Below are 23,415 nucleotides of genomic sequence, written 5' to 3'. Positions count from 1 at the left end.
GCCATGTTGTAAAGTTGCCTGTCGCATCAGCGACGTCCGCCAATCCGGCGCAGAACCCCGAATCGATTCGAAGTTTCCGCTACCTCGACACATGCGTTCACTCCTTCCGTCTCCTGGCGCCGTCCTGTTGCTGATCGACCTGCAGCGAGCGATCGACCATCCGAGTTGGGGAGAAAGAAACAACCCTCATGCGGAGTCGCAAGTTCGCCGGTTGCTCGTCCATTGGCGCAGCCAGGGCTGGCCGGTATGGCACGTTCGGCACGACTCCACACACCCGGAGTCTCACTACCGGCCGGGCCAGCCGGGGCACGCATTCAAGCCAGAGGCCACTCCGGTGGCCGGCGAACCCGTCATCCCGAAACGGACGAACAGCGCGTTCATCGGAACCGATCTGGAAGCCCGGCTTCGGGCCGGCGGCCACGACGCGCTGGTCGTGGCCGGCGTCATCACGAACAATTCGGTCGAGGCGACCGTTCGCGTGGCCGGCAATCTCGGCTTTCGCACGTGGCTCGTGGCTGACGGCTGCTTCACGTTCGCCCGGCCCGACTGGAACGGAACGCCCCGAAGCGCCGACGATGTTCACGCGATGTCGCTGGCCAACCTGCATTCCGAATACTGCACGGTCGTTAGCGCGGATGCGCTGCTGGGCACGTCCAGCCAGGCAGAGTGAATTCCGGAGGGCGGCATTCGCAGGTCGACCGCACGTTGATGCCGCAGCGCCATGCTACGATCGACCCGATCCGACTTCCACCCGGTGCGCAATGACGACGCTATACGAATTGCTTGGCGTGCACGAGGACGCCTCCGACGAGGAAATCAAGCGCGGCTACCGGAAGGCCGCGATGAAAGCGCATCCCGACCGCAACGTCGGACGCGAGGCGGCCGCGCATGCGCTGTTTCAGGAGATCAAGGAGGCTTACGCGATTCTCTCGGACCCCGCGCAGCGCCGTGTCTACGACACCGTCTATGCGGAGGAGATGCTTCGCCACGCGCGCCTGCGCGAAGAGGAAGAGCGGGCGCAGGCGGAGCGTGATGCGCAATACGCACGATTCGTGACGCTGGCGATGCGCTTTGCCGAGCAAGGGCACAACCGCGACGTCGTGTTCGGCGTGTTGCTCGGCCGCGATTGCGAAGCGCCGCTTGCCGAGCGCATTGCCGGCAGCGTGGTCGAGCTGCATGCGTCGCGGCAGGCGGGGGCGTCGCGGGATGCGCAGAGCGACGAGCCGGTGCCGCAACACGACGAGAACGCGGCGCAGACGGCGTCGGCCCGGGACGCACGAGCGCCGGACGGCGTGTCGCAACCCGCGTCGGAGCAAGCGTCGAAGGACGACATCCGAAAGAGCGACGAACGTGCGGCACACACGGATTTCTTCAGCGTGCTGTGGCACAGCATGTTCGGGCTGCGCCAGTGAATCGGCATGCGATCGATGCCGATTTCGAAAAATTCCCTTTCCTCGAATCACGTCGCGCAATGACGGCTGTCGGCTGCCGGCCGGCCTGCCTTGCCGTAAACGTCCGGCGTTTCCTCCTGCTCTCCGTCAAAGCACCGAGCCACTTTGGGCACACCGATTGCTGCCCGACGGACAGATGTAACCGACTCTGACCGACCGGTTGTATCGAATCCTGTCCCGCTTCGGCTGCATTCGCATGTGCGCGTCCGATTCCGCATGTCGCTCGTTGTGGAGGGTCGCGTACCGTGAAACGTGCGCTTACACGTCTCGACAGGTTGGCGCGCCCGTCGCGGGTATCGTGAATTCATGTTGCCCATAGCAAGGAGGCTGCGATGCAGATCCGTTCAATCATCTCCCACGCCGCACTGGCGGCGGCCATGGCAGGCGGCGTCTCGCTGAGTGCGGGGACCGCGATCGCGCAGGAAGGCCCGGCGCCCGGCACGTATGGTCAGGCGCACTCGATTCCGGCCGCCGATGTCGACATCACGATCGGCATGCATGGCGACCGTTATTGGGATGGCCATCGGTACTGGCGCCACGAGGAATGGATGCGCGAACACGCGCGCGAAGAACACGATCCTTGGCGCCGTGACGAAGAAGACCGGCGCATGCGGCCTCGTTACGACGAGCCGCGTCGTGATTATTGACCCGCGCGCGAGTTGAAGTGGCGGAAGCGGGCAGTAAGGTCGAATGGACAACGCCCTTGCGCGGCGCGAGGGCGTCATGTCGGTTCGATGGGGCAGGCGGAGGATGAATGGGCGATCGCCACTGCCTCAAACAGGTTTTTGGGCGACGATTGCCGCAATCAGTGGTTTTGTGTATTTCTCGGTCGGGTCGATGTGTCGCTCACCAGGTGGGACGAACTCCCCTGCATCGAATGCGAGATAGACTTCCCAAAACAGAAATGGCCACGTATCGCGTTGAGCTACCGCATCCGAGTACACTTTTTCGACCATGATATTCACGATTAAGTCGCAAAAGGCGAAGGAGAGTTTCCCATCGTGATACCCATGAGCAAGCGCGAGTGCGAGCGCATTGAATCTCTCCGGTTTCACTTCGCCGAGCGGGCCTGTACATCGTTCCATATACTCCTGCGAAATATGGAACTGGTCCGGGTCCCTTTCATAGCGACTGAGTAACGAGACGACAAATTCATGCGGATCGAAGTCAGGAAGCCGCTGTTCAACGTTGCTCACGAAGGTAATAAATTGGCCGAGGTTGTCGTGAGTTTAGCAGCAGGGAGGTGCACCGTTGGAGTTGCGCCTGTAAGTCAGGGCACTTGGGCACCGTCAAGTTGATGATGCAGCTGCGCGCCGGAACTCCCGACGCGAGTTGTATTTCAATGCTACATGCCGGCGAGCGCATCGATCGCAGTGTTGATCGACGTCACAAAGCCAACCCATTCCTTGCAACTCCCTATGCATATGAATGCGTTGCCTGTCACGGATTGGTGCTTAAGTGTACCGGTACTGCGGCACGACGCCCGTCGAGCCTCCGTCCGGTTTTGCCACCTATCGGCGTAAACCCGGATGCGGAAACCCGCGCGCCGTCACGATATAACGAATCAGACGTCCCAGACGCGACCAAAAACCACACGTCAGGTTTTCACCTTGGATACCGAACCGCAAAGTTCTCGTTACAGTCTCGGGCTCGCGGCGGAAGTGCTCGCGTCCGAGCAAAGCGTGCTGAGGCTGATCACGCGCAACACACCGCTGCCGGAGCTGCTCGTCGAAGTCTGCCGGCGCGCCGAGGCTTTGCTCGGCGACGGTGCGTCGTGCACGATCCTGCTGCTCGATTTCGACGGCGTGCACGTGCACGTCGGCGCCGCGCCGTCGCTGCCCGCCCAGTACAGCGCGGCGATCGAAGGCGCGTCGATCGGGCCGGTGGCCGGCTCGTGCGGCACGGCGATGTACCTGCGCCGGATGGTCGTCGTCGAGGACATCGCAACGGACCCGCTGTGGGACGCCTACAAGGGCCTCGCGCTGCCGCTGGGCTTGCGCGCGTGCTGGTCGGTGCCGTTCCTCGACGATGCGGGCGCCGTGCTGGGCGCGTTCGCCGTCTATTACCGCACGCCGCGCCGGCCGGGCGACGAGGAAACCGAACTGTTGCGCGACATCGGCAACAGCGTCGGCCTCGCGGTGCACCAGGACCGGATCGCGCGACAGCTCGCGCGCAGCGAGGAACATCACCGGCTCGTGGTCAACAGCCTGAACGAAGGGATCCTCGTCGTGTCGCGCGATGGCGTCGTGGTCGCGAGCAACCCGAGTGCGAACCGGATGATGCGCGTGAAGGGCGACCTCGTCGGCCGCAGGCTGTGGAGCCTGGTGACGAGCGCGACCCGCGAGGACGGCACGCCGATCGCGCCCGACGACTGGCCGAGCCGGCGCGCGCTTGCCACCGGCGCGCCGCAGCTCGGCTTTACGATCCGCCTCGGCCTCGCGGACGGCGACATCATCTGGGTGCGCGGCAACGCGGTGCCGATCGTGAAGCCGGGCGAAAAGCAGGCCGACTCGGTGCTCGTTTCATTCAACGACATCGGCCCTGTGCGCGAAGCGCAGCAGCAGTTGCGCTACCTGGCGACGCGCGATGCGCTGACGGGCCTCTACAACCGCCGCTGGCTCGGCGACCGCATGCGCGAGCTGTTCGGCGCGCGCGGCGGCGCGGCCGAAGCCCCGCGCGTCGCGATCCTGTTCATCGATCTCGTCGGCTTCAAGAAGGTCAACGACACGGCCGGCCACGACGCGGGCGACGCGCTGCTGCGCAGCGTCGCGGCGCGGCTCGCGGCGTGCGGAGGCGGGCAGCATGCGCTCACGCGCGTCGGCGGCGACGAGTTCGTGATCCTCGTCGACGACTGCGACGATCCCGACCGGCTCGAGGTGCTCGCGCGCGAGGTGATCGACGCGATCGCGAAGCCGTTCGCGATCGCGAACAACGAATACTGGCTCGGCGTGTCGATCGGGATCAGCGTCGCGCCGCGCGACGGCGACGACGCCGTCACGTTGATGCGCAACGCCGATTCGGCGATGTACGACGCGAAGCAGCGCGGCCGCAACCACTTCACGTTCTTCACCGCGCAGCTCAACCTGCGGCTGCAGCGCCGCTTCGCGATCGAGCAGTCGCTGCGGCGCGCGCTCGCGTCGGACATGCTGCGGCTCGCGTATCAGCCCGTCGTCGACGCGCGCAGCGGCCGCACCGTCGGCGCCGAGGCGCTGCTGCGCTGGACGAGCCCCGAGCTCGGGCCGATGTCGCCGGCGGAGTTCATTCCGGTCGCGGAAGATACGGGGCTGATCGTCGCGATCGGCCAGTGGGTGCTCGAAACCGCGTGCCGGCAGGCGGCCGAATGGCGCCGCACGATCGCACCCGACCTGATGCTGGCCGTCAACCTGTCGCCGCGGCAGTTCCACGAGGGCCTCGTCGAGTCGGTCGGCCGCTGCCTCGCGCAGACGCGGCTCGATCCGTCCGCGCTCGAGCTCGAGATTACCGAAGGACTGCTGATGAACGACACGGACACCGTGCTGCCGATGCTCGAGGCGCTCACGGACATGAACGTGCGCATCTCGGTCGACGATTTCGGTACCGGCTATTCGTCGCTCGCGTACCTGAAGCGTTTTCCGCTGCACAACCTGAAGGTCGACCGCTCGTTCGTGTCGGGCGTGCCCGATCATCACGATTCGGTGGCGATCACGCAGGCCGTCGTCGCGATGGCGCATTCGCTCGGGATGAAGGTCACGGCAGAAGGGGTCGAGACGCAGGCGCAGTCGTGGTTCCTGCAGCAGATCGGCTGCGACATGCAGCAGGGCTACCTGTTCAGCCGCCCGCTGGACCCGACCGACTACGCGCGCCGGCTCGTCGCGCCGTAAGCCGCGCGAAGCCGTGCGCGGCGCGCCCCGGCGTCAGGCGGGCGGCGTGCCCCCGTGCGCGCCGCCTTGCTCCGCCGGCGCGGCCACGTCGATCTCGACGCGGTTCTTGCCCTCGTGCTTCGCGCGATAGAGCGCGCGGTCCGCGGCCTCGAGCAGCGACGTCTCCAGCGTGTCGCACGCCGGCACGACGCTCGCGCCGCCGATGCTGATCGTCACCGTGTTGCCGGTCGACGAATGCGCGTGCCGCAGCCGCAGCGCCTCGACCGCGAGGCGGATCTTCTCGCCGAGCAGGCGCAGGCCGCCCGGCGACGTGGCCGGCATCACGACCGCGAATTCCTCGCCGCCGAAACGCGCGGCGAGATCCCCCGACTGGCCGAGACAGCGCTCGATGGTCGACGCGATCTGCTTGAGCACGCTGTCGCCCGACACGTGGCCGTAGGTGTCGTTGTACAGCTTGAAATTGTCGACGTCGATCATCAGCAGCGACAGTTCGCTGCGCTCGCGCGTGCCGCGCCGCCATTCGGCGGCGAGGTATTCGTCGAGATAGCGCCGGTTCGACAGCCCGGTGAGGCCGTCCGAATGCGTGAGGCGCCGCAGCTCGAGATTGGCTTCGAGCAGCTGCTGCTGCGATTGCCGCAGCGCGCGATAGGCCTCGTCGCGCTGCAGCAGGTTCATGTACGAGCGCGAGTGGTAGCGCACGCGCGCGACGAGCTCGATGCGGTCGGGCAGCTTCACGAGGTAGTCGTTCGCACCGGCCGCGAAGGCGGCGCTCTTGATCACGGGCTCTTCCTGCGTCGACAGCACGATGATCGGCACGTCGCGCGTCGCCGGATTCGTCCGGTACGCCTTCACGAGGCTCAGCCCGTCGGTGCCGGGCATCACGAGATCCTGCAGGATCACGGTCGGCCGCGTCTCGACGGCCGCGATCATTGCGTCGTGAGAATGCGTGCAGTAATGGAAGTCGATGTCGTCTTCGTCGACGAGCGCGCGCCGTACGGCTTCCGCGACGATCGTCTGGTCGTCGACCAGCAGCACCATCGCCGGCACGTCGGTGGCCGGCGGGGTCTGCAGCGCCTTGCGCGCGGCTTCGAGCGCGGCGTCCGCGGCGTCGGCGGCGGGCGTCCCGCCGTCGTCGCACGGGCTTCGCGTGGTGTCACTGGTCATGTCGATACCTGTTTCTGCATATGCTTGTCGCGCGTGTTCATCGGGCTCAGATCCGCGCGAGCGCCGCCAGCTCGCCCGCGATGCGTCCGAGCGGCAGGATCGCGCGGGCCGCGCCGAGCGTCGCGGCCGCCTTCGGCATGCCGTATACGGCGCTCGTCGCCTCGTCCTGCGCGATCGTATGGTAGCCCTTCATCCGCAGCGCCTTCAGGCCGATCGCGCCGTCGCGGCCCATCCCCGTGAGCAGCACGCCGATCACGCGGCCGGGCCAGTGCTCGGTCAGGCTGTTGAAGAACACGTCGACCGACGGGCGATACGGCGTGGCGGCCGGCTCACGCGTGTATTCGAGCGTGCCGGCGCGCGTGATGCGCAGGTGGTCGTCGGTCGCGGCGAGCAGCGCGACGCCCGGCTGCGGGCGGTCGCCTTCGCGCGCGACACGCACGGCGAGCGACGTCTGGCCGTCGAGCCATTGCGCCATGCCTTCGGCGAACGCGCGGTCGACGTGCTGCACGATCACGATCGGTGCGTTGAAATCGGCCGGCAGGCCGCCGAGGATCGACGCGAGCGCGCCGGGGCCGCCGGCCGATGCGCCGATCGCGATCAGCGGCCCGCTGTCGCCGCACGCCGTGCCGGCTGCGCGCGCGGCGCGCGGCGGCTTGTCGAGCAGGCGGCCGATCTGGTCGATCTTCGCGAGCAGCAGCCGGGTCGTGTCGCCGGCCGAGCCGTCGCCGAGCCGCGGCGTATCGACCGCGTCGAGCGCGCCGGCGCCCATCGCCTCGAACACGCGCCACGCATTCGCGCCGATGCAGCTCGTCACGATCAGGATCGCGCACGGTCGTTCGGACCGCATGATCCGCCGCGTCGCTTCGATCCCGTCGAATTTCGGCATGATCAGGTCCATCAGCACGACGTCTGGCGGCTGCGTGGCGCATAGTTCGACGGCTTGCGCGCCGTCGGTCGCGACCCACAGCACGCGGTGCTCGGGCCGTCGCGCGATCGCGCGGCGCATCGCCTCGACGGCAAGCGGGAGGTCGTTGACGATGCCGATGTTCACGGGCGGGCTTCTCCTATCAGGTCGCGTACTGCATCGAGCAGGGTTTCATCGTGGAAACTGCTTTTGGCGAGGTAGTGGTCGGCGCCGGCATCGAGCCCGCGGCGGCGGTCTTCCTCGCGATCCTTGTACGACACGATCATCACCGGCAGCGCTTTCAGCGCGGCGTCGCGCCGGATCAGCGTGACGAGCTCGATGCCGTCCATGCGCGGCATGTCGATGTCGGTCACGACGAGATCGAACGCCGCGCCGCGCAGCGCGTTCCAGCCGTCCATCCCGTCGACGGCGACCGTCACGTCGTAGCCGCGTTTTTCCAGCAGTTTCCGTTCCAGCTCGCGCACCGTCAATGAATCGTCGACCACCAGCACGCGCCGGCTGCGCGCGACGGCGGCATGCTGCTCGCGCTGCACACGGTCGAGCCGGCCGCCGCGCGCGAGCTTGTCGACCGAGCGCAGCAGGTCCTCGACGTCGATGATCAGCACCGGCTCGCCATTGTCCATCAATGCGGCCGCCGCGATGTCCTTGACCTTGCCGAGCCGCCGGTCGAGCGGCTGGATCACCAGCATGCATTCGCCGAGGAAGCGGTCGACGGCGACGCCGCAGGCGTCCCACTCGTCGCCGATCACGACGGTCGCGACGCTGTCGCGCGCCGGGTCCGGCGCGCGTGCGCCGAGCAGCTGGTGCGCGGTGACGAGCCCGATCGCCCGGCCGTCGAAGCGGAAGTGCTGCTGGCCTTCGAGCATGTCGATGTCGTTGCGCGCGAGTTCGAGCGTGCGGCGCACGTGCGCGAGCGGGATCGCGTATGCCTCGCCGCCGACCTCGACGAGCAGGCTGCGCACGATCGACAGCGTCAGCGGCAACTGCAGCACGAAGCGCGCGCCGCGCCCCGGTTCGGTGAAGATCCGCACCGCGCCGCGCACGGCCTTCACCATGTCGTGCACCGCGTCGAGCCCGACGCCGCGGCCCGACACGTCGGTCACCGCATCGCGCATCGAGAAACCCGGCAGCAGCAGGAATTCGAGCAGTTCGGGATCGGACAGCCGCGCGGCGGTCTCGTCGTCGGCGAGCCGCCGCCGCACGACGGCGGCGCGCAACGCGTCGAGGTCGATGCCGGCGCCGTCGTCGCTGACGGAGATCAGCAGTTGGCCCGCGCTGTGGCGCGCTTCGAGCGTCACGCTCGCCTCGGCCGGCTTGCCGCATGTGATGCGCGCGTCGGGCGGCTCGACGCCGTGGTCGATCGCGTTGCGCAGCAGGTGGCCGAGCGGTGCGTCGAGCAGGTCGAGGATGTCGCGGTCGACCTGCGTGCCCTCGCCGACGATCGAGAAACGCACCTGCTTGCCGAGCGAGCGCGCGAGATCGCGGACGATGCGCGGATACGCATGCGCGGCGTCGCCGAACGGGCGCATCCGGCAGCGCAGCGCCTCGTCGTAAAGCTGCTGCGCGAGATGGGTGCTGCGGCGATCGAACCGGTCGAGTTCGTCGATGCGCGCGCCGAGCTGCAGCTGCAACTGGCCGAGCCCCTGGCGCACGTCGTTCAGCGCCGCGAGCGCGGCCGGGTCGAGACGCTCGGCGAGCGTTTCGACGACCACGTCGAGCGCGCGCGCGACGTCGCGCTGCATCCGCTTGATGCGCAGGATCGACCCGGTGAACGGCTTCAGCCAGTGCGATTCCACCAGCGACTCGCCGGACAGGCCCAGCAGCCGGTCGAGCTGTTCGGCGCGCACGCGCAGCATGCGCTGCGGATCGCGGCGCGCGTCGGAGTGGGGCGGCGACGGCGGCGGCGTGCCTGCGTCGTGCGACGGAACGGCCGGTGCGCGCGGCGCTTGCCGGTCAGGCGCGGCGCGCGGCGTGCCGGATGATTCGTCCGCTTCCGGCATCGCGGGCATCGGGCCTGCGTCGCGCGTATCCGGCGCGCCGTCCGGCTCTCGCCCGGCCAGCCGCGCGGTGAGCGCGTCGATGTCCGCGCGCGCGACCGCCGTCGCCGGATCGGCGTCGCCGATGCGCAGCAGCAGGTCCACGCCGTGCAGCAGATCGTCGATATGCGCGGCCGTCAGCGTCAGCGTGCCCCGTTGCGCGGCGACGAAGCATTCCTCCATCGCGTGCGCGACCTTGACGCCGTCGTGCAGGTCGATGATGCGCGCCGCGCCTTTCAGCGAATGCGCGGCGCGCATGCACGCTTCGAGCGCGGCGGCATCGGTGCTCGCATGCTCGAGCGTGAGCAGCCCGTCCGCGAGCGCCTGCGCCTGGGTCTGCGCTTCCTCGCGGAACAGGTCGAGCAGCGACAGGCGCGTCAGGTCGTCGTCGGTGCTCATCGCAGGCTCCGGGCGAGCGAGTCGAACACGCGGTCGGTATCGAGCAGCCCGAGCGTCGTGTCGCGCCACGCGAGCAGGCCTCGCGTGTGCATCGTGGCGGCGTGGGCGAGCGTCGTCGGCGCCGGCAGCAGCGCGGATGCCGCGAAACGCAGCACGCCCTCGACCTCGTCGACGGGCAGCGCGACCGTGTCGCCGCGATGCTCGACGACCAGCAGCCGCGCATGCGCGTGGCGCGGCGCATGCCGGCCGGCGGCGTCGTGCTCGAGGCCGAGGTCGAGGCCGAGATCGAGGCTGAGAAGCGCGCCGAGCGACGCGGCGATCGTCAGCGTGCCGCGGACGTTGACGAGCCCGAGCACCACGCCGTTGCGCCGATGCGGCAGCGGATGGATCGGCCGCGGCCCGTCGATCTGGCGCAGCGCGGGGACGGGCAGCCCGAGCCATTCGTCGGCGATCCGGAACGCGAGCGCGGTTTGCGGCGCGTTCGCATCGTCGGCGCGCGCATCCGGCGGCGCCTTATGGGCCTTATGAGTGTCATGGGCCTCATGGGCCGTGCGCGCGGCCTCGGCGAAATCCGCGTCGGAGAGCGGCCGGTCGAGCAGCGTCGCGGCGGCCTGCGCGAACACCGGGCAGTTCAGGCAGCGCGCGTGCGCCGCGAGGCGCGGGCACGTACCGTCGCCGCGCGTGCCGATGCGGTTCCAGCAGTCGTCGATGCGCCGCGCCGGCGCGCGGTCGTCATGAGCGGCGTGAACCATCGGTTCCTCCGCGGTCATTCGTCAGGTCGGCCGTCGGCGCGCCGCGCAGCGCGCTCGCGCGTTGCGCGCGCGCCATCAGCTGCCGCGCGCCGTCGGCGTCGCCGGCCGCGTCGCGCAGCGTGGCGAGGTGCGTCAGCGCTTCGTAATGGGCCGGCTCCAGATACAGCGTCTTGCGATAGAAGTCCTGCGCGTCGGCGTCGAGGCCGCGCGCATCGGCGATCAGCCCGAGCAGGTAGAACGCGTCCGCGTGCGGCCCGTGCACGATCGTGAACGCGTGCGCGGCGCGCTCGGCTTCGTCGAGCCGGCCCGTGTCGGCGAGTTGGCGGGCGTCGTCGAGCGTCGGCGTGGCGCCGGCGGGCGACGAGGCAGGCGCGGCGCGAAGCGGCAAGCGTCCGTCGGGCAGGGCCGCCCGGGTGCGCGCGACCGGTGCGGGTGCCGCGGGCGCAGGCATGTGCACGGCGGCGGCGACGCGGGCCGCTGCCACGAACGGCGCCTTCGCCGGTCGCGCCGGCTGGGCGCGCGCGGCGTTCGGCGGCTTGCCGTCCGATGCGGTGGCGCCCGCCGTCGTCGGCGTCATCGCGCCCGGCGGCGCGCGATGGAACGCGAACGCGAGCGGGATGCGCGCGGGCGTCAGCGGATGGCGCATCATCAGGCCGGTCTCGGCCGGCCCGACGAAGATCGTGCCGCCGTCCGCGAGCTGCTGGTCGAGCAGCCGGATCGACTGGTCCTGCGCGTCGCGGTTGAAGTAGATCAGCACGTTGCGGCAGAAGATGAAGTCGTAGCGCGCGGCGGCGTCGAGCGGCAGGTCGAACAGGCTTGCCCGCACGAACCGGACCGGCTCCTGCACGCGCGCGTCGAGCTGCCAGCCGCCGGCCGTCTCGCGGAAATGGCGGTCGCGGAATTCGAGCGGATGGCCGCGAAACGAATTGCGGCCGTAGAGGCCGTCCCGGGCGCGCTCGATCGCGCGCGCGCTGATGTCGATCGCGTCGACGCTGAAGCGCGACGGGCCGATGCCGGCGTCGAGCAGCGCCATCGCGATCGAATAGGGCTCCTCGCCGGTCGAGCACGGCGCGCTCAGCACCCGCAGCGTGCGCGCCGGCTCGCGCACGAGCCGCGCGTCGGCGAGCCGCGCGAGCGCGGCGAACGCCTCGCGGTCGCGGAAGAACCAGGTTTCCGGCACGACCAGCGTCTCGATCAGCGCCTGCCGCTCGTCGGCCGACGCGTTCAGCAACTGCCAGTAGGCATCGATCGCGCCGTCGCCGGCGGGCGGGCGCGCATCGCCCAGCGCGACGCGCGCGCGTTCGGCGACGGCGCGCGCCAGCGCGTGGTTTCCGAGCGTGGCGGGGTCCATGCCGGTCTCGCACGAGAGCCACGCGTCGAAGCGGGGATCGTCGGCGTTCATCGCGGCCGTCATCCGGAGACCGCCTGCGGCAGCGGCTGCGCGGGCGGGAACAGCAGCGCGCGGGCATCGTCGTCGAGCATGCGCCGGACGTCGACCCATTGCACGAATCCGGACGCGTCGCCGGCAACCGGCCCGAGCCAGCGCGCATGCGGCGTCGCGATCCCGCTGTCGGCGAACCGGGCGGGGTCGATCCGGCACGTCTGCGTCGCATGCTCGACGATCAGCCCGAGCATGCGCCCGGCCGCGCTACCCGAGTCGGGCGGCGCATCGGGCTGCGCATCGGGCGTGCAGTAGCGCACCACGACGAGCCGCGTCGAGCGCAGCCGGCGTGCCGCGCGCCCGAGCGCGAGCTGCGCGACGTCGATCACCGGCACCGGTTTGCCGTGGCGGTCGATCGCGCCGGCGATCCACGGCGGCGCACCGGGAATCGACTTCACCGGCGCGAGCGCCAGCACTTCGACGATCCGCGTTGCCTCCAGCGCGTAGCGTTCGCCGTCGAGTTCGAAAAGAAGGAAGAGCATCGCGTCGTTCGGCGCGTCAGCCGTCGATCTTGAAGCGCGACACGCCGGTGCGCAGCTGGTTCGCGACCAGCGTCAGGTCGTCGATCGCCTGCGACGACTGGCGCAGCGATTCGGCCGTCTGCTGCGCGGCTTCCGACAACTGCGACAGCGCCTGCGTGATCTGCTCGGCGCCGCTCGCCTGTGTCTGCATCCCTTCGTTGACCATCTGGAAGCGCGGCGCGAGCGCCTGCACCTCGTGGATGATCTGCGACAGCTGCCCGCCGACCTGCTGGATGTCGCGCATCCCGCGCCGCACTTCCTCGGAGAAGCGGTCCATCCCCATCACGCCGGCCGACACGGCTGACTGGATCTCCTTCACCGTCTGCTCGATATCGTCGGTCGCCACCGCCGTCTGGTCCGCGAGGCGGCGGATCTCGGTCGCGACGACCGCGAAGCCGCGGCCGTATTCGCCGGCCTTCTCGGCCTCGATCGCCGCGTTCAGCGACAGCAGGTTGGTCTGGTCCGCGACCTTCGTGATGGTCGCGACGACCTGGTTGATGTTGACCGCCTTCTCGTTGAGGATCGCGAGCTTCGCGTTCACCGAGCCGGCCGCCTCCATCACGCTGCGCATCATTTCCTCCATGTGCGCGAGGCCGCTCTGGCTCGCGCCGGCGAGCGCCGCCGACTGCTCGGCGACCGACGACACCTCGTTCATCGTATGCAGCAGGTCGCGCGACGTCGCGAGGATTTCGCGGGAGGTTGCGCCGATCTCGGTCGTCGTCGCGGCCGTCTCGTTCGCGGTGGCTTGCTGCTCCTTCGACGTCGCCGCGATCTCGGCGACCGACGTCGTGACCTGCAGCGACGATTGCTGCGCCTGCGCGACGAGATTCGCGAGCTCGTCGCTCATCCGGTTGAAGCCGTCCTGCAACGTGCCGAATTCGTCCTGGCGGCGCAGGTCGAGCCGCTGGGTCAGGTTGCCGGTGCGCATCGCGTCGTGTACTTCGACGAGGTGCGCCATCGGCCCGGTGATCGCGCGATACAGCGTGTAGCCGAGCCCGAGCGCGGCCAGCAGCACGACGCTCAGCGCGGTCGCGACGGTAACCTCCGCGCCGGTCACCGACGCGTGGATCAGTTGCGCCGAATCGTCCGCCTGGGTGTGGTTTTCGTCGACCAGCGTGTCCGCGGCGTGGATCACGCGGTCCCACGCCGCGCTCAGGCGCGCGAAGCCGGTCCGCGCGCCCGCGCGGTCGCCCGCCGCCGTGCGGGTCAGCTCGTTCGCGAGCAGCAGGTACGCGTCGTATGCGGCCCGGAATTCGTGGAAGCGCGCCTTGTCGTCGTCGCGGAACAGCGTGGCCTCATACCGGGTCGACGCCTGTTCGAGATGCCGCAGCGCGTCAGGCATCCGGTCGAGGTTGCGCTTCGCGGCGTCCGCGTCCGTATCGACGAAGATGGCCCGTTGCAGGATGACGTAGCTTTCACTGGCGGCGGCACGCAGCGACGTCGACTGGAACAGGCCCGGCACCGAATCCCGCTTGAGGCTGTCGGCCTCGTCGTCGATGGCCTTCAAACGGCTGTATGAAATCGCGGCCATGACGAGCATCAGCACGAAAATCGTGCCGAAGCTGAGCACGATGCGCGTGCCGAGCGTGAACCGTCCGCCGCGCAGCGGGGCGGGCAGCAGGGGGATGCCGGCACGGGGCGTCGCAGTGGCCATGGGGTGTCTCCCGGAGGATGGTCGGTCGTAGGACGCCCGCATGCTGTCATGCGGGGCGTCCGATCGCAATCGAATTTTCCGCGCATTGCATCGCGCTTTTTCATGCCATTAAAGATAGGTGATTGTTCGGACGATTGTCGTAATTCGATTGGCAAGAACGTGCGGGTTTTAGGCGCAGGCGTCGGCGGGCGCAGCGCGCATGTGTGGCGGGCTTGCCCAGTAAGCCGATTGCAATGAAAGCCGTGTGCGCGTCGGTGAATATTTGCCGCCTGAATCCCGATCGGCAGGCGATGCGATATCGCATTCGATCGGGAATGGCTGCCGAATCGGTGGGGCTATGAAAAGGGGCGTGACGACGCGATGAACGGCGACTGGGCCCCGTTCGCCGTCGCGGGTCGCGTGCGCGCTCGGCGGGCTCGTGGTGATCCTGGTTGGCCTGTTCGGCTCCGATCGCACGGCGGGCGGCTGGGCGGACGCCACGTCATCCGATGAGGCCGCGCTGATCGTGATGGTCGTGGCGATGCCGCTTCATTTCGTGCTGCGTCGCTTCTACGAGCGGCGCTAGCATGCGCAACCAGCGCCGGCTCAATGGCTGCGCGCGTATCCCTGGATCAGCGCCCGCATCATCCCTTCGACGGTCGCGTCGCGCAGGTCGTCTTCCTGCTCGACGTCCTCGACGAGCGCGGCATAGGCGGTGGCGAGCGTCACGCGGTCGACCTCATGGCGTTGCTCCATCAGCGTCACCATCCCGTCCTTCGCCAGATGGGCGGAGAACGCGCGGCTGCCGATGGTCTCGTATACGTCAATCATGGCGGCTCTCCCGAGTGCTGCGGATGTTTTCCAGTGTAGTTGCTGCATGGGGGCTCCGCCATGCGGGCGGCCCGCCCGGCGGGGCAGGGCGGCGTTTTCGGACGGCCGCCGGCGCGCGGCGAATCATCGGACGAAATGCGCGGCAGGCGGCTTCTGCGGTACGCTGATGACGCCGATGGCCGCGAACTTCAACATCGCGTGCGGCGGCGCTTTTCGAACCGAAGGACAGGCGCGACGCGCTACGGATGCCCGCGTCCGTTTCCGTTATCGACGAACCGACGAGAGGACCATGACTGCACGACTCACCCCCGAACTCGCGTCGAAATTCGCGTCGCTCGCGCTCGCGCACCTGACCCGCGAATATCCGAACAAGCTCACGCATGCGCTCGCCGGCCCGCAGGACGTGCAGGGGCCGCGCGCGCTGCATCCGATCTTCTACGGCAGCTACGACTGGCACTCGTGCGTGCACGGCTACTGGCTCGTGCTGCGCGTGCTCGAACGCTACCCGGCCTTGCCGGAGGCCGAACGCATCGTCGCGATCGTCGATGCGCACTTCACCGATGCGAACGTCGCCGGCGAGCGCGCGTACCTCGCGCTGCCGCACAACAGCGGCTTCGAGCGGCCTTACGGCTGGGCGTGGCTGCTCGCGCTCGCCGCGCAGCTCGAGCGGCTCGCGCTGAGGGGCGCGCTGCCGCAGGCCGCGCGCTGGGCGAAGGCATTCACGCCGCTGACCGACGCGTTCGTCGCGCGCTTCGAGGTCTTCCTGCCGAAAGCGACCTATCCGCTGCGCGTCGGCACGCACTTCAACACCGCGTTCGCGCTGGCGCTCACGCTCGACTTCGCGCGCGACACGCAGCGCGACGGGCTCGCGGCGCTGATCGTCGATACCGCGAAGCGCTGGCACCTGAACGATGTCGCGTGCCAGGCGTGGGAGCCGTCGGGCGACGAATTCCTGTCGCCCGCGCTGATGGAGGCCGAGCTGATGCGGCGCGTGCTGCCGGCCGCCGAATTCGACGGCTGGTTCGCGCGCTTCCTGCCCGATCTGGCACGCGGCGAGCCGGCGACGCTGTTCGAGCCGGCGACGGTCAGCGATCGCAGCGACGGCAAGATCGCCCACCTCGACGGGCTGAACCTGAGCCGCGCGTGGTGCCAGCGCGCGCTCGCCGGCGCGCTGCCGGAAGGCGACGCGCGGCGCGCGAAGCTGCTCGATGCGGCCGGCCGGCACCTCGCGAGCGCGCTCGCGCACGTGGCCGGCGACTACATGGGCGAGCACTGGCTCGCGACGTTCGCGTTGCTCGCGCTGGAGGCATAGCGCGCGAAACCCCACGGGCGGCAAGGTCATCGGTGCGCGGCTATACTCGCCGCTCGGGCCGTTTCTCGCATCGCGCATCGCGCGTCGCGCGAATCGGCCATCCGCCAGTTCGCTGCATCGTCATGGACAAGCTCATTTCCTACGTTGCCGCGATCCACGGGCTCGCGGGCCCGGTGTCGATCGTGTCGCACACGACGTCGCACGACCGCTGGACCGACGACGATGTCGAGGTCACGCGCGACGAAACCGAATACCGCTTCGACAACGGCGCGATCGTGCGCCGCTCGGTCGAGCAGGACCGCGCGCCGTCCGACCTGCTGTGCGTCGAATGCTGGATCGACTACGACGTGCTCCGCCATCCCGATGCGCAGCCGATCGGCCCGACGCGGATGACGTTCGACAACGCGTGCCGCGAAACCTTCTGGCTGCGCTATCAGCTCGCGTGAGCTTGAACGGCTGCGCGAGCCGGCTTGTTACTCCCGTATCTTCTGCACCGCCTCCAGCAGGTCGCTGAGCGTCGCGCGCGCGGTCGGCGCATGCACCGTGAGCATCCGGCCGCTCGCGGTGCTTTTAGCCGGAACGGCAACGGCCACCATCCCGCGCACGAATTCCTCGTTGTCGATCCCGACACCGCGAGTCGTTGCGCATCGGTCAGCGTCCGGTAGGTCATCTTCTTCAGCGTGAGCCGCGCGAGCATCGCGCGTTTTTGCGCGGTGGCGCTAGTTCGGCGGTTTCGCTTCGGATAGCCCACCCCCTTCGGGTCGGGCTACTGAATAAGGAATGAAAAACAAGTTGGAATAATCTCAATTGGCTTTAAAACAATTCTGATATGTTCGAAATTCTCATAGCACAACCGACCATATTCATCACAAACCGTCAATTCTCATCTCGAAAATTGCACGGCGTTTCGTTGCGAGGTAAAAGAACGCTTTCATTCCTCGCGCGAGTCGTTGATGAAAAACGAACAAGACCGTGACATGGCCGGTTTGGGCGACGCCATCGACCCCGGTGGCAACGTCGGGTTGACGCTCCCCCAGTCGCGCACCCTGTCCATTTCCGGCGCGGCGCTGCCGACTTATGGCGTCGACGGACTGCCGGTATTCGTTCCGGTGCGATTGCAGGGGAGAGAAACGATCGGTCGCATCGACGAATGTCGTTATCAGGTCACGCTGCGAACCGACGATGCCTATGCGTTCTCGCCGAGCGGGACGGCCGATCTCGAACTCGACACGATGGTGGGCACCGAAGCGACCGTGTTGATCCAGCTCGAAGGCAAACCGGGCCTTGCAGGCCATGCCGGACTCGCCGACATCGGCGCGAATGCACGCGAAATCACCGGGCTGATCGAGGCGGCCCGGCTTGCCGGTCAGGATCGGCATTCGATCCTGTATGAGCTGGAACTACGTCCGTGGCTCCATCGTGCGACGCTGACGCAAGACTGCCGCCTGTTTCAGGACATGAGCGTGGTCGAGATCACCGACGCGGTTCTCGCCAAATATCCGTATCGGGTCGACAAGCGTCTGGCCGGTGTGTCTCGCGGCATCTACCCGAAGCGGGACTTGCAGCGTCAGGCGTACGAGACGGACTGGGCGTTCCTGCAACGCCTGTGGGAGGAATGGGGGATCTGGTGGTGGTTCGAGCATGACGACGGCCATCATCGTCTGGTCTTGTGCGACACGATGGGCGGCCACCAACCGCACGGCGCAGCCTATGAGACGCTGCGCTACCTGCCGCCCGACGGCAAGCGCATCGACGAAGAGCACATTCATGCGTTGTCGGTGACAAGCCGGCTCACCATCGGCCGCGTGACCGTGACGGACTACGACTACACGCGTCCGCGAGCGAAGCTGACCGTCACCGAGGAGAACCCGCGCGAGACCGCGAGCGCGGACGGCGAGATCTACGATTGGGGCGACTACAGCCAGCCGCTGGCCGGCGCGCACGGTCTCGCGGGCCAGCCGAACGATACCGATGTGGAAGCGCGCCATTTCGCACGCGTGCAGCTCGAGGCGAAGCGTTGTGCGGGACTACGCGCCAATGGAAAGGGCAACCTGCGCGGGTTGAGCGTGGGCCGCACGTTCATGCTGACAGGCCATCCGCAGCAGGCCGCGAACCGCGAATACGTGGTGGTGTCGTGCATGCTCGACATCGAGGAAATCGGCGATCGTGCCGGCCGCGCGCAAACCTGTCGCGTCGACACGCAGTTCGAACTGCTGCCGGCAAACGAGCCGTTCCGGCTCGCGCGAAGCGTGCGGAAACCGTGCCTGTCCGGCCCGGAGAAGGCCATCGTCGTGGGGCCGGCCGGACAGGAGATCTGGACGGACCAATACGGCCGGGTCAAGGTGCAGTTCGGGTGGGATCGTCACGGCAAGCTGGACGAGCATTCCGGAATCTGGCTGCGCGTGCTGTCGCCGTGGCAAGGCATTGAGATGGGGGCGACGCTTCTCCCGCGCGTCGGTCACGAGGTCGCCGTGGAGCACTACTACGGCGACCCGGATTTGCCCGTGATCGTCGGCAGCGCCGTGAACGCGTTCCACCAACCGGCGCTGGACCTGCCGGACAACCAGGCGGTAACGGTGCTGCGCGGCCGGGAGTTTCAAGGCACGGCGTCCGGCCATGTGGCGATCGACGATACGCAGGGACAAATCCAGACGCAGATCGCGAGCGATGCGGGCGCGTCTCAACTCAGTCTCGGGAATCTCCGGCGCATCGTGAGGAAGAAAGGCCGCGCGGATGCGCGCGGCAAGGGCTTCGAGCTGCGCACGGATTTTTGGGGCGTGGTGCGGGCGTTGAGGGGCCTGTTCGTCACGACGGACGGCCGAGCCGGCGGCGCGGGTCATGCAAAGGATGCACGCGAGGCTGTGGGCAGGCTGACGCAGGCGCAAGAACTGCAGGCGAGCCTGTGCGGGCTGGCGCAACGGCATGACGCGCAGCAGCTTGACGCCGACCAGAGCGACGTGGCGAAGGCCATCAAGGCGCGCAACGATGCGATTCGGGGAAAGCCGTCCGGCGGTGAACACGATTTTCCGGAACTGGCGGAGGCCGACTTGGTGCTGTCGTCAGCGGCGGGAATCAGTCTCGCGGCGCAACGCTGCGCCCATATCGCGAGCAACGAGGATGTCGCCGTGACGAGCGGCCGGCATGTGGGTCTGGCGGTCGGCCGCTCGCTGTTCGCGAGCGTGGCGAATGCGCTCTCGTTGTTCGTGCACAAGGCGGGGATGAAGCTGGTTGCCGCCGCCGGCAACGTGCGCATCGAGGCGCAGACCGATGGCATCGACATGACGGCCAAGCAGGCGGTCACGATCACGAGCACGACCGATCGCATTCATCTCCATGCAGCGAAGGAGATCGTGCTGCACGCGGGCAGTACGGAAGTGCGCATCAGCGAACGGGGCTACGTGGTGCGCACGGCCGGCGAACACACAGTCCATGCAGGCAGTCATCAGGCCGACGTTCCCCAGACGCGGCCGATGCGCTTGCCGGTCACGCCGGACAATCCGGGACGGTTTGCCGCGCACTTCGTGTTGATGGAGCACGCCAGCGGATTCGCGCTGCCGCGGCAGCCTTACCGGATCACGCTCGATAACGGACGCGTGATCGAGGGGGTGAGTAACGAGCGTGGCGAAACGGCGCTGGTTACCGACCATGACATCACGTTTGGGACGGTCGAGCTGCTGGCGGCAAGCGACCCGGACAAGGTGATTGCGGTCAATCATGCGGCGATCGTGCGCGACATCGCGACACCCTATGCCGCCACGGCACCGAATGCCGACAAACGGACCGCGAAGATCAGGGGCAAGACGGCGAGCACGCCGGAGCAGGGGGCCACGTCCGAGAATCAACAACCTATGTTCGCGACTTGCGACCCGCTCAACTTCGGGCTGCGCTTCCATCACTTCATCAACGGGGCCAGGCAGAGCGATGTGCGGGCGAATCGGCCGCGCAACGATGTCGTGTATCCGGTGACGAAGGCCTATACGGCGGCGATCAAGGACATTCTTCGTCGCATCCAATGGGGGAAGTACAAGACGCTGGATGGTTCGGTGCCGCTTGAATTGAAGGCCGGCATCGCAAAGGTGGTCGGCCGAGTTCTTTCTGATGCCTTGGGCGAGGGACCATTTGGTTTGCCGAAGGGCTACGCTGACGAGTCGGAGGGTGGGATGCCGCGCATCGATATTGTCAGTGCGCAGCAAGGGCAAGCCCGATACAACATGCGCCCCGATGTCAGCGCATCGTTTGTTCAGAAAAACTGGGTCATAGCCATTCAGGAGAAAGAGGTCGCAAAAATTATTGTGGCTGCGGATGATGCGGCCGTGTTGGATGGCCGACTGAAAGCATTTGCTGACCTGCTTTACCACGAAGCGCGGCATTGCCAGCAAACGTTTTGGATGGTGGCGCTACTTCGGCAGCACAAGAATGATTACATGGCGTTTTCTCGGGCAATGAAAGTATACGAGGATAATTTGCCGAAGAGTATTTTCTCAGCCATGGGAACCTCAAAAATCCCTGATGATGAGCGAGTTGTCGTTGGATTGCATCGAATGTTGGTATTTCATTATTACTGGATGATTTCTTATATCCATAATCAAGCTGGTGGTGCTTACGTCAAGCCCGATCTACCAATTGCGCAGGCCGAAGTAAGCAAGTTGCTGAACGTGTCGCCCGAGACGGCGGCAAAGATGGTGAGTTTCGAAGAAGGCTACCGGAGCCAGTTACATGAAGAAGATGCCTATGCGTGTGCGGATGTGGTGCAGGCCTATTGGGACCGTGGTGATCGCGCTCTTGTGTTCAACCCAGGTACATGCACAGACAAGTATGACGCTGCCCTCAGAGCCGTTGGCGCAAGGAGTTGAGATGCAACATCAAGCGGAAGAACGGCGTGCGATGGTGCGCAGCATCCTGAAAGCGGCGATGGCGATCCTGCGCGATGACAAGCCATTCGATCCGGGAAACACAGTCCTCGGACGGGTGTACGCGGCGAAGCCACATCTTCCTGCCGAAGGAAAACTTTACCGTTATGTCAATCCAGTGTTACCTGACACGAGAATTGAATTTTCTACTGGTGATGACCCAGAAGATTTTAGTGCTGATCGTTCCAAGGTGAAGATCGTCCCGGCGGGCGTGACGATTCGGTTAAGCCCGATGCTCGCTGGCCTACCCGACACGGAAATCAAGGAATTGCTTCAACTGGATGACTATTGGGTCGATTCAAACGGAAATCGTCACTATGAAAACGAGATACCAGGGCGTCATCCTCAAACCCCAAATTTGCAAAGTTTCCGTTATCGAAATAAGGATACTCCCGGTAGTAAATTTCCTATCAACGTCACACTTTTCTACGCAAATCCGCTTGACGGATCATTTTCGCCGATGCTGGCCGAAATTGCGATAAGACGTGCCTATAAGATTTTGACGCCCGCCGAACGTAAACAACGTCGCCTTGAAGAGCGGCAGGCAAAGCGGCAGAAATACGGGGAGATGAACCTATGCACGGGCATGGTCTGCCCTGAAACCGGGTTATGGCAGGGATACACCAAGACCTCTAGCCCGACTAACTTGGTGCTCCGGAAAGGACAAAGATTTCCCATGGTCCGCACGTTGACGCATCAGGAGGAACACGCACAACGGCGGCGCAGCGAGCTCGTAGCAGGTCAATGGATGTGGTTGAGGGAGGAGTACGAGCATCCAATATGGTGGATGATTGATCCGGAATCGGAGGCATGAGCTGCAACGTAGCCAAAATTCAATTTCGAAATGAGCGTATCCATGTGAGATCCCACCTGTCGATTTTGCATGCCTAGGCATACGGGCTGTTTGAGTTTCGCCCGAGACGGCGGCGAAGATGGTGAGTTTTGAAGATGGATACCGGAGCCAGTTACATGAAGAAGATGCCTATGCGTGTGCGGATGTGGTGCAGGCCTATTGGGACCGTGGTGATCGCGCTCTTGTGTTCAACCCAGGTACATGCACAGACAAGTATAAGGCTGCCCTCGGAGCCGTTGGCGCAAGGAGTTGACATGACAAGCCAAGCTGACGAACAGCGCGCGATGGTACACAGCATCCTGAAAAATGCAATGGCGATCCTGCGCGATGATAAGCCATTTGATCCGTCAGGTACCGTCTTTGGTCGCATCATCGACACCGAGCCACACTATCGAGCGGAAGGGCGGCGCTATCTTTACGCCAACCCGGTATCACGTTCGACGACAATTGCGTTTTCGACATTCGACGACCCCGAAGATTACAGCGCAGACCGATCGAAGGTGAAAATCGTCCCGACTGGAGTGAGAATTCTCCTTGATCCGATGATCGCCGATCTTCCCGATACGGAAATCAAGTCACTTCTTCAATTAGAGGATTATTGGGTGGATTCGCAAGATAACAAAAATTATGGGAATGAAATAATGGGGCGCACGCCTGATGCTCCAAACGCTCAGACGTTTCGCTACCGAGCAAAAGACATTCCCGGCAGTAAATTTCCCGTCGATGTTGAGCTCTTTTATGCAAATCCGTTGGATGGGGCGTTTCCACAGATGCTTGGTGAAATCAGAATAAGCCGAACATACAAGATTTTGACGCCCGAGGAACGCAAACAACGTCGCCTTGAAGAGCGTCAGGCGAAGCGCCAGAAATACGGGGAGATGAACCTGTGCACAGGCATGCTCTGCCCCGAAACCGGGTTATGGCAGGGATACACCAAGACCTCTAGCCCGACCAACTTGGTGCTCCGGAAAGGACAAAGATTTCCCATGGTCCGCACGTTGACGCATCGGGAGGAGCACGAACAACGGCGGCACACTGAGCTCGTAGCAGGCCAGTGGATGTGGTTGAGGGAGGAGTCCGAGCATCCGATATGGTGGATGACTGACCCGGAATCCGAGGCGTGAGCCGCAGGGGAGGCGCTTTCGAAGCATTTCTAGAAAGAATCGCTCGACAGCTTGCGTGCCGACGCGCGGAAAACGTTATGAATGCGCTCGATCAGTGTGCGATCCGGGGGAGCGAGAGTGCTTTTATCGGCCGAATCCACAAGCCGGACGAGGTTGATCAAACAGGGCGGCGAGTAGAGGTCAATGTAGGTCCGTGTTGTCCA

Annotated in this window: 19 protein-coding genes and 2 pseudogenes; 11 read left to right on the top strand and 10 right to left on the bottom strand. The window is 66.1% G+C overall.

Annotated features, from left to right (window positions below):
- The first annotated feature begins 127 nt into the window (after window positions 1-127).
- The 3 genes from WT26_RS29615 (at window position 128) to WT26_RS29605 (ending at window position 2,098) form a co-directional block, all read left to right on the top strand.
- Window positions 128-670: a cysteine hydrolase family protein gene (locus tag WT26_RS29615; protein ID WP_230461650.1), complete on the top strand. Its 543-nt coding sequence runs from the start codon at window positions 128-130 to the stop codon at window positions 668-670.
- A 91-nt stretch (window positions 671-761) separates the two neighbouring features.
- Entirely contained in the window at window positions 762-1,412 is a 651-nt protein-coding gene (locus WT26_RS29610; RefSeq protein WP_059725709.1) for a J domain-containing protein, read from the top strand.
- A gap of 371 nt (window positions 1,413-1,783) precedes the next feature.
- Entirely contained in the window at window positions 1,784-2,098 is a 315-nt protein-coding gene (locus WT26_RS29605) for a hypothetical protein (protein WP_059479559.1), read from the top strand.
- A gap of 126 nt (window positions 2,099-2,224) precedes the next feature.
- On the opposite strand, the gene WT26_RS29600 is transcribed toward WT26_RS29605, so the two are convergent.
- The gene (locus WT26_RS29600; protein WP_069274628.1) at window positions 2,225-2,647 is read right to left on the bottom strand and encodes a hypothetical protein; all 423 of its coding nucleotides are present in this window, start codon (window positions 2,645-2,647) and stop codon (window positions 2,225-2,227) included.
- 414 nt (window positions 2,648-3,061) lie between these two features.
- Between WT26_RS29600 and WT26_RS29595 the strand changes: the two genes are divergently transcribed.
- Window positions 3,062-5,311, top strand: coding sequence for a putative bifunctional diguanylate cyclase/phosphodiesterase (locus WT26_RS29595; RefSeq protein ID WP_069274627.1), 2,250 nt, complete (start codon window positions 3,062-3,064; stop codon window positions 5,309-5,311).
- A 33-nt stretch (window positions 5,312-5,344) separates the two neighbouring features.
- On the opposite strand, the gene WT26_RS29590 is transcribed toward WT26_RS29595, so the two are convergent.
- Genes WT26_RS29590 through WT26_RS29560 form a run of 7 tightly spaced genes read right to left on the bottom strand, consistent with a single transcriptional unit; the run spans window position 5,345 to window position 14,203 of the window.
- The gene (locus WT26_RS29590; protein WP_069274626.1) at window positions 5,345-6,475 is read right to left on the bottom strand and encodes a response regulator; all 1,131 of its coding nucleotides are present in this window, start codon (window positions 6,473-6,475) and stop codon (window positions 5,345-5,347) included.
- A 46-nt stretch (window positions 6,476-6,521) separates the two neighbouring features.
- Window positions 6,522-7,526 carry a chemotaxis response regulator protein-glutamate methylesterase gene (locus WT26_RS29585; protein WP_069274625.1) on the bottom strand — a complete coding sequence of 335 codons (1,005 nt, stop codon included), beginning with the start codon at window positions 7,524-7,526 and terminating at the stop codon, window positions 6,522-6,524.
- Window positions 7,523-9,835 (bottom strand): hybrid sensor histidine kinase/response regulator, encoded by a 2,313-nt coding sequence (locus tag WT26_RS29580; protein ID WP_069274624.1) that lies wholly within the window; start codon window positions 9,833-9,835, stop codon window positions 7,523-7,525. Before WT26_RS29580 ends, WT26_RS29585 begins: the two co-directional genes overlap by 4 nt.
- Window positions 9,832-10,587 carry a chemotaxis protein CheW gene (locus WT26_RS29575; protein ID WP_069271888.1) on the bottom strand — a complete coding sequence of 252 codons (756 nt, stop codon included), beginning with the start codon at window positions 10,585-10,587 and terminating at the stop codon, window positions 9,832-9,834. The genes WT26_RS29580 and WT26_RS29575 overlap by 4 nt, the downstream gene beginning before the upstream one ends.
- Entirely contained in the window at window positions 10,568-11,989 is a 1,422-nt protein-coding gene (locus tag WT26_RS29570) for a CheR family methyltransferase (protein ID WP_196222169.1), read from the bottom strand. The genes WT26_RS29575 and WT26_RS29570 overlap by 20 nt, the downstream gene beginning before the upstream one ends.
- A gap of 8 nt (window positions 11,990-11,997) precedes the next feature.
- Window positions 11,998-12,510: a chemotaxis protein CheW gene (locus WT26_RS29565; RefSeq protein ID WP_059956022.1), complete on the bottom strand. Its 513-nt coding sequence runs from the start codon at window positions 12,508-12,510 to the stop codon at window positions 11,998-12,000.
- A 16-nt stretch (window positions 12,511-12,526) separates the two neighbouring features.
- Window positions 12,527-14,203 carry a methyl-accepting chemotaxis protein gene (locus WT26_RS29560; protein WP_059956024.1) on the bottom strand — a complete coding sequence of 559 codons (1,677 nt, stop codon included), beginning with the start codon at window positions 14,201-14,203 and terminating at the stop codon, window positions 12,527-12,529.
- Window positions 14,204-14,621: 418 nt separating this feature from the next.
- Here WT26_RS29560 and WT26_RS37760 point away from each other — a divergent pair, with 418 nt between their 5' ends.
- Window positions 14,622-14,768, top strand: coding sequence for a hypothetical protein (locus WT26_RS37760; protein WP_155123249.1), 147 nt, complete (start codon window positions 14,622-14,624; stop codon window positions 14,766-14,768).
- Window positions 14,769-14,788: 20 nt separating this feature from the next.
- Here the strand turns inward: WT26_RS37760 and WT26_RS29555 are convergent, their stop codons facing one another.
- The gene (locus WT26_RS29555) at window positions 14,789-15,013 is read right to left on the bottom strand and encodes a hypothetical protein (RefSeq protein WP_010089051.1); all 225 of its coding nucleotides are present in this window, start codon (window positions 15,011-15,013) and stop codon (window positions 14,789-14,791) included.
- Between WT26_RS29555 and WT26_RS39185 the strand changes: the two are divergent.
- The 3 genes and pseudogenes from WT26_RS39185 to WT26_RS29545 form a co-directional block, all read left to right on the top strand.
- Window positions 14,991-15,188 (top strand): annotated as a pseudogene (locus tag WT26_RS39185) (hypothetical protein); the annotation flags it as partial. The gene WT26_RS29555 and the pseudogene WT26_RS39185 overlap by 23 nt on opposite strands.
- Before the next feature lie 114 nt (window positions 15,189-15,302).
- A complete protein-coding gene (locus tag WT26_RS29550; protein ID WP_069274623.1) occupies window positions 15,303-16,325 on the top strand; it encodes a DUF2891 domain-containing protein in 1,023 nt (340 codons plus the stop codon).
- Between the two features lie 122 nt (window positions 16,326-16,447).
- Complete coding sequence (locus WT26_RS29545) at window positions 16,448-16,771, top strand: hypothetical protein (RefSeq protein ID WP_069274622.1); 324 nt, start codon at window positions 16,448-16,450, stop codon at window positions 16,769-16,771.
- A 27-nt stretch (window positions 16,772-16,798) separates the two neighbouring features.
- Here the strand turns inward: WT26_RS29545 and WT26_RS36625 are convergent.
- Window positions 16,799-17,034 (bottom strand): annotated as a pseudogene (locus tag WT26_RS36625) (IclR family transcriptional regulator); the annotation flags it as partial.
- 244 nt (window positions 17,035-17,278) lie between these two features.
- Between WT26_RS36625 and WT26_RS29540 the strand changes: the two are divergent.
- The 3 genes from WT26_RS29540 to WT26_RS29530 all read left to right on the top strand — a co-directional run bounded on the left by WT26_RS29540 (window position 17,279) and on the right by WT26_RS29530 (window position 23,212).
- Window positions 17,279-21,178 (top strand): type VI secretion system Vgr family protein, encoded by a 3,900-nt coding sequence (locus tag WT26_RS29540; protein ID WP_230461649.1) that lies wholly within the window; start codon window positions 17,279-17,281, stop codon window positions 21,176-21,178.
- A gap of 1 nt (window position 21,179) precedes the next feature.
- Window positions 21,180-22,049, top strand: a complete 870-nt coding sequence (locus WT26_RS29535) for a hypothetical protein (protein WP_069275193.1) — start codon at window positions 21,180-21,182, stop codon at window positions 22,047-22,049.
- A 293-nt stretch (window positions 22,050-22,342) separates the two neighbouring features.
- A complete protein-coding gene (locus WT26_RS29530; protein ID WP_069271886.1) occupies window positions 22,343-23,212 on the top strand; it encodes a hypothetical protein in 870 nt (289 codons plus the stop codon).
- Window positions 23,213-23,415: the final 203 nt, after the last annotated feature.

It is taken from the genome of Burkholderia cepacia (genome assembly GCF_001718835.1).
In the GTDB taxonomy this organism is placed as follows: Bacteria; Pseudomonadota; Gammaproteobacteria; order Burkholderiales; family Burkholderiaceae; genus Burkholderia; species Burkholderia cepacia_F.
The sequence above is the reverse complement of the archived record's forward strand: the minus strand, read 5'-3'. Positions and strand labels throughout refer to the sequence as shown.

Excerpts from the sequence above, each read along its gene's own strand:
- WT26_RS29610 (WP_059725709.1), top strand. The coding sequence starts at position 762 with ATGACGACGCTATACGAATTGCTTGGCGTGCACGAGGACGCCTCCGAC.
- WT26_RS29605 (WP_059479559.1), top strand. The coding sequence starts at position 1,784 with ATGCAGATCCGTTCAATCATCTCCCACGCCGCACTGGCGGCGGCCATG.
- WT26_RS29590 (WP_069274626.1), bottom strand. The coding sequence starts at position 6,475 with ATGACCAGTGACACCACGCGAAGCCCGTGCGACGACGGCGGGACGCCC.
- WT26_RS29580 (WP_069274624.1), bottom strand. The coding sequence starts at position 9,835 with ATGAGCACCGACGACGACCTGACGCGCCTGTCGCTGCTCGACCTGTTC.
- WT26_RS29575 (WP_069271888.1), bottom strand. The coding sequence starts at position 10,587 with ATGGTTCACGCCGCTCATGACGACCGCGCGCCGGCGCGGCGCATCGAC.
- WT26_RS29570 (WP_196222169.1), bottom strand. The coding sequence starts at position 11,989 with ATGAACGCCGACGATCCCCGCTTCGACGCGTGGCTCTCGTGCGAGACC.
- WT26_RS29565 (WP_059956022.1), bottom strand. The coding sequence starts at position 12,510 with ATGCTCTTCCTTCTTTTCGAACTCGACGGCGAACGCTACGCGCTGGAG.
- WT26_RS29560 (WP_059956024.1), bottom strand. The coding sequence starts at position 14,203 with ATGGCCACTGCGACGCCCCGTGCCGGCATCCCCCTGCTGCCCGCCCCG.
- WT26_RS29555 (WP_010089051.1), bottom strand. The coding sequence starts at position 15,013 with ATGATTGACGTATACGAGACCATCGGCAGCCGCGCGTTCTCCGCCCAT.
- WT26_RS29550 (WP_069274623.1), top strand. The coding sequence starts at position 15,303 with ATGACTGCACGACTCACCCCCGAACTCGCGTCGAAATTCGCGTCGCTC.
- WT26_RS29545 (WP_069274622.1), top strand. The coding sequence starts at position 16,448 with ATGGACAAGCTCATTTCCTACGTTGCCGCGATCCACGGGCTCGCGGGC.
- WT26_RS29540 (WP_230461649.1), top strand. The coding sequence starts at position 17,279 with ATGAAAAACGAACAAGACCGTGACATGGCCGGTTTGGGCGACGCCATC.
- WT26_RS29535 (WP_069275193.1), top strand. The coding sequence starts at position 21,180 with ATGCAACATCAAGCGGAAGAACGGCGTGCGATGGTGCGCAGCATCCTG.
- WT26_RS29530 (WP_069271886.1), top strand. The coding sequence starts at position 22,343 with ATGACAAGCCAAGCTGACGAACAGCGCGCGATGGTACACAGCATCCTG.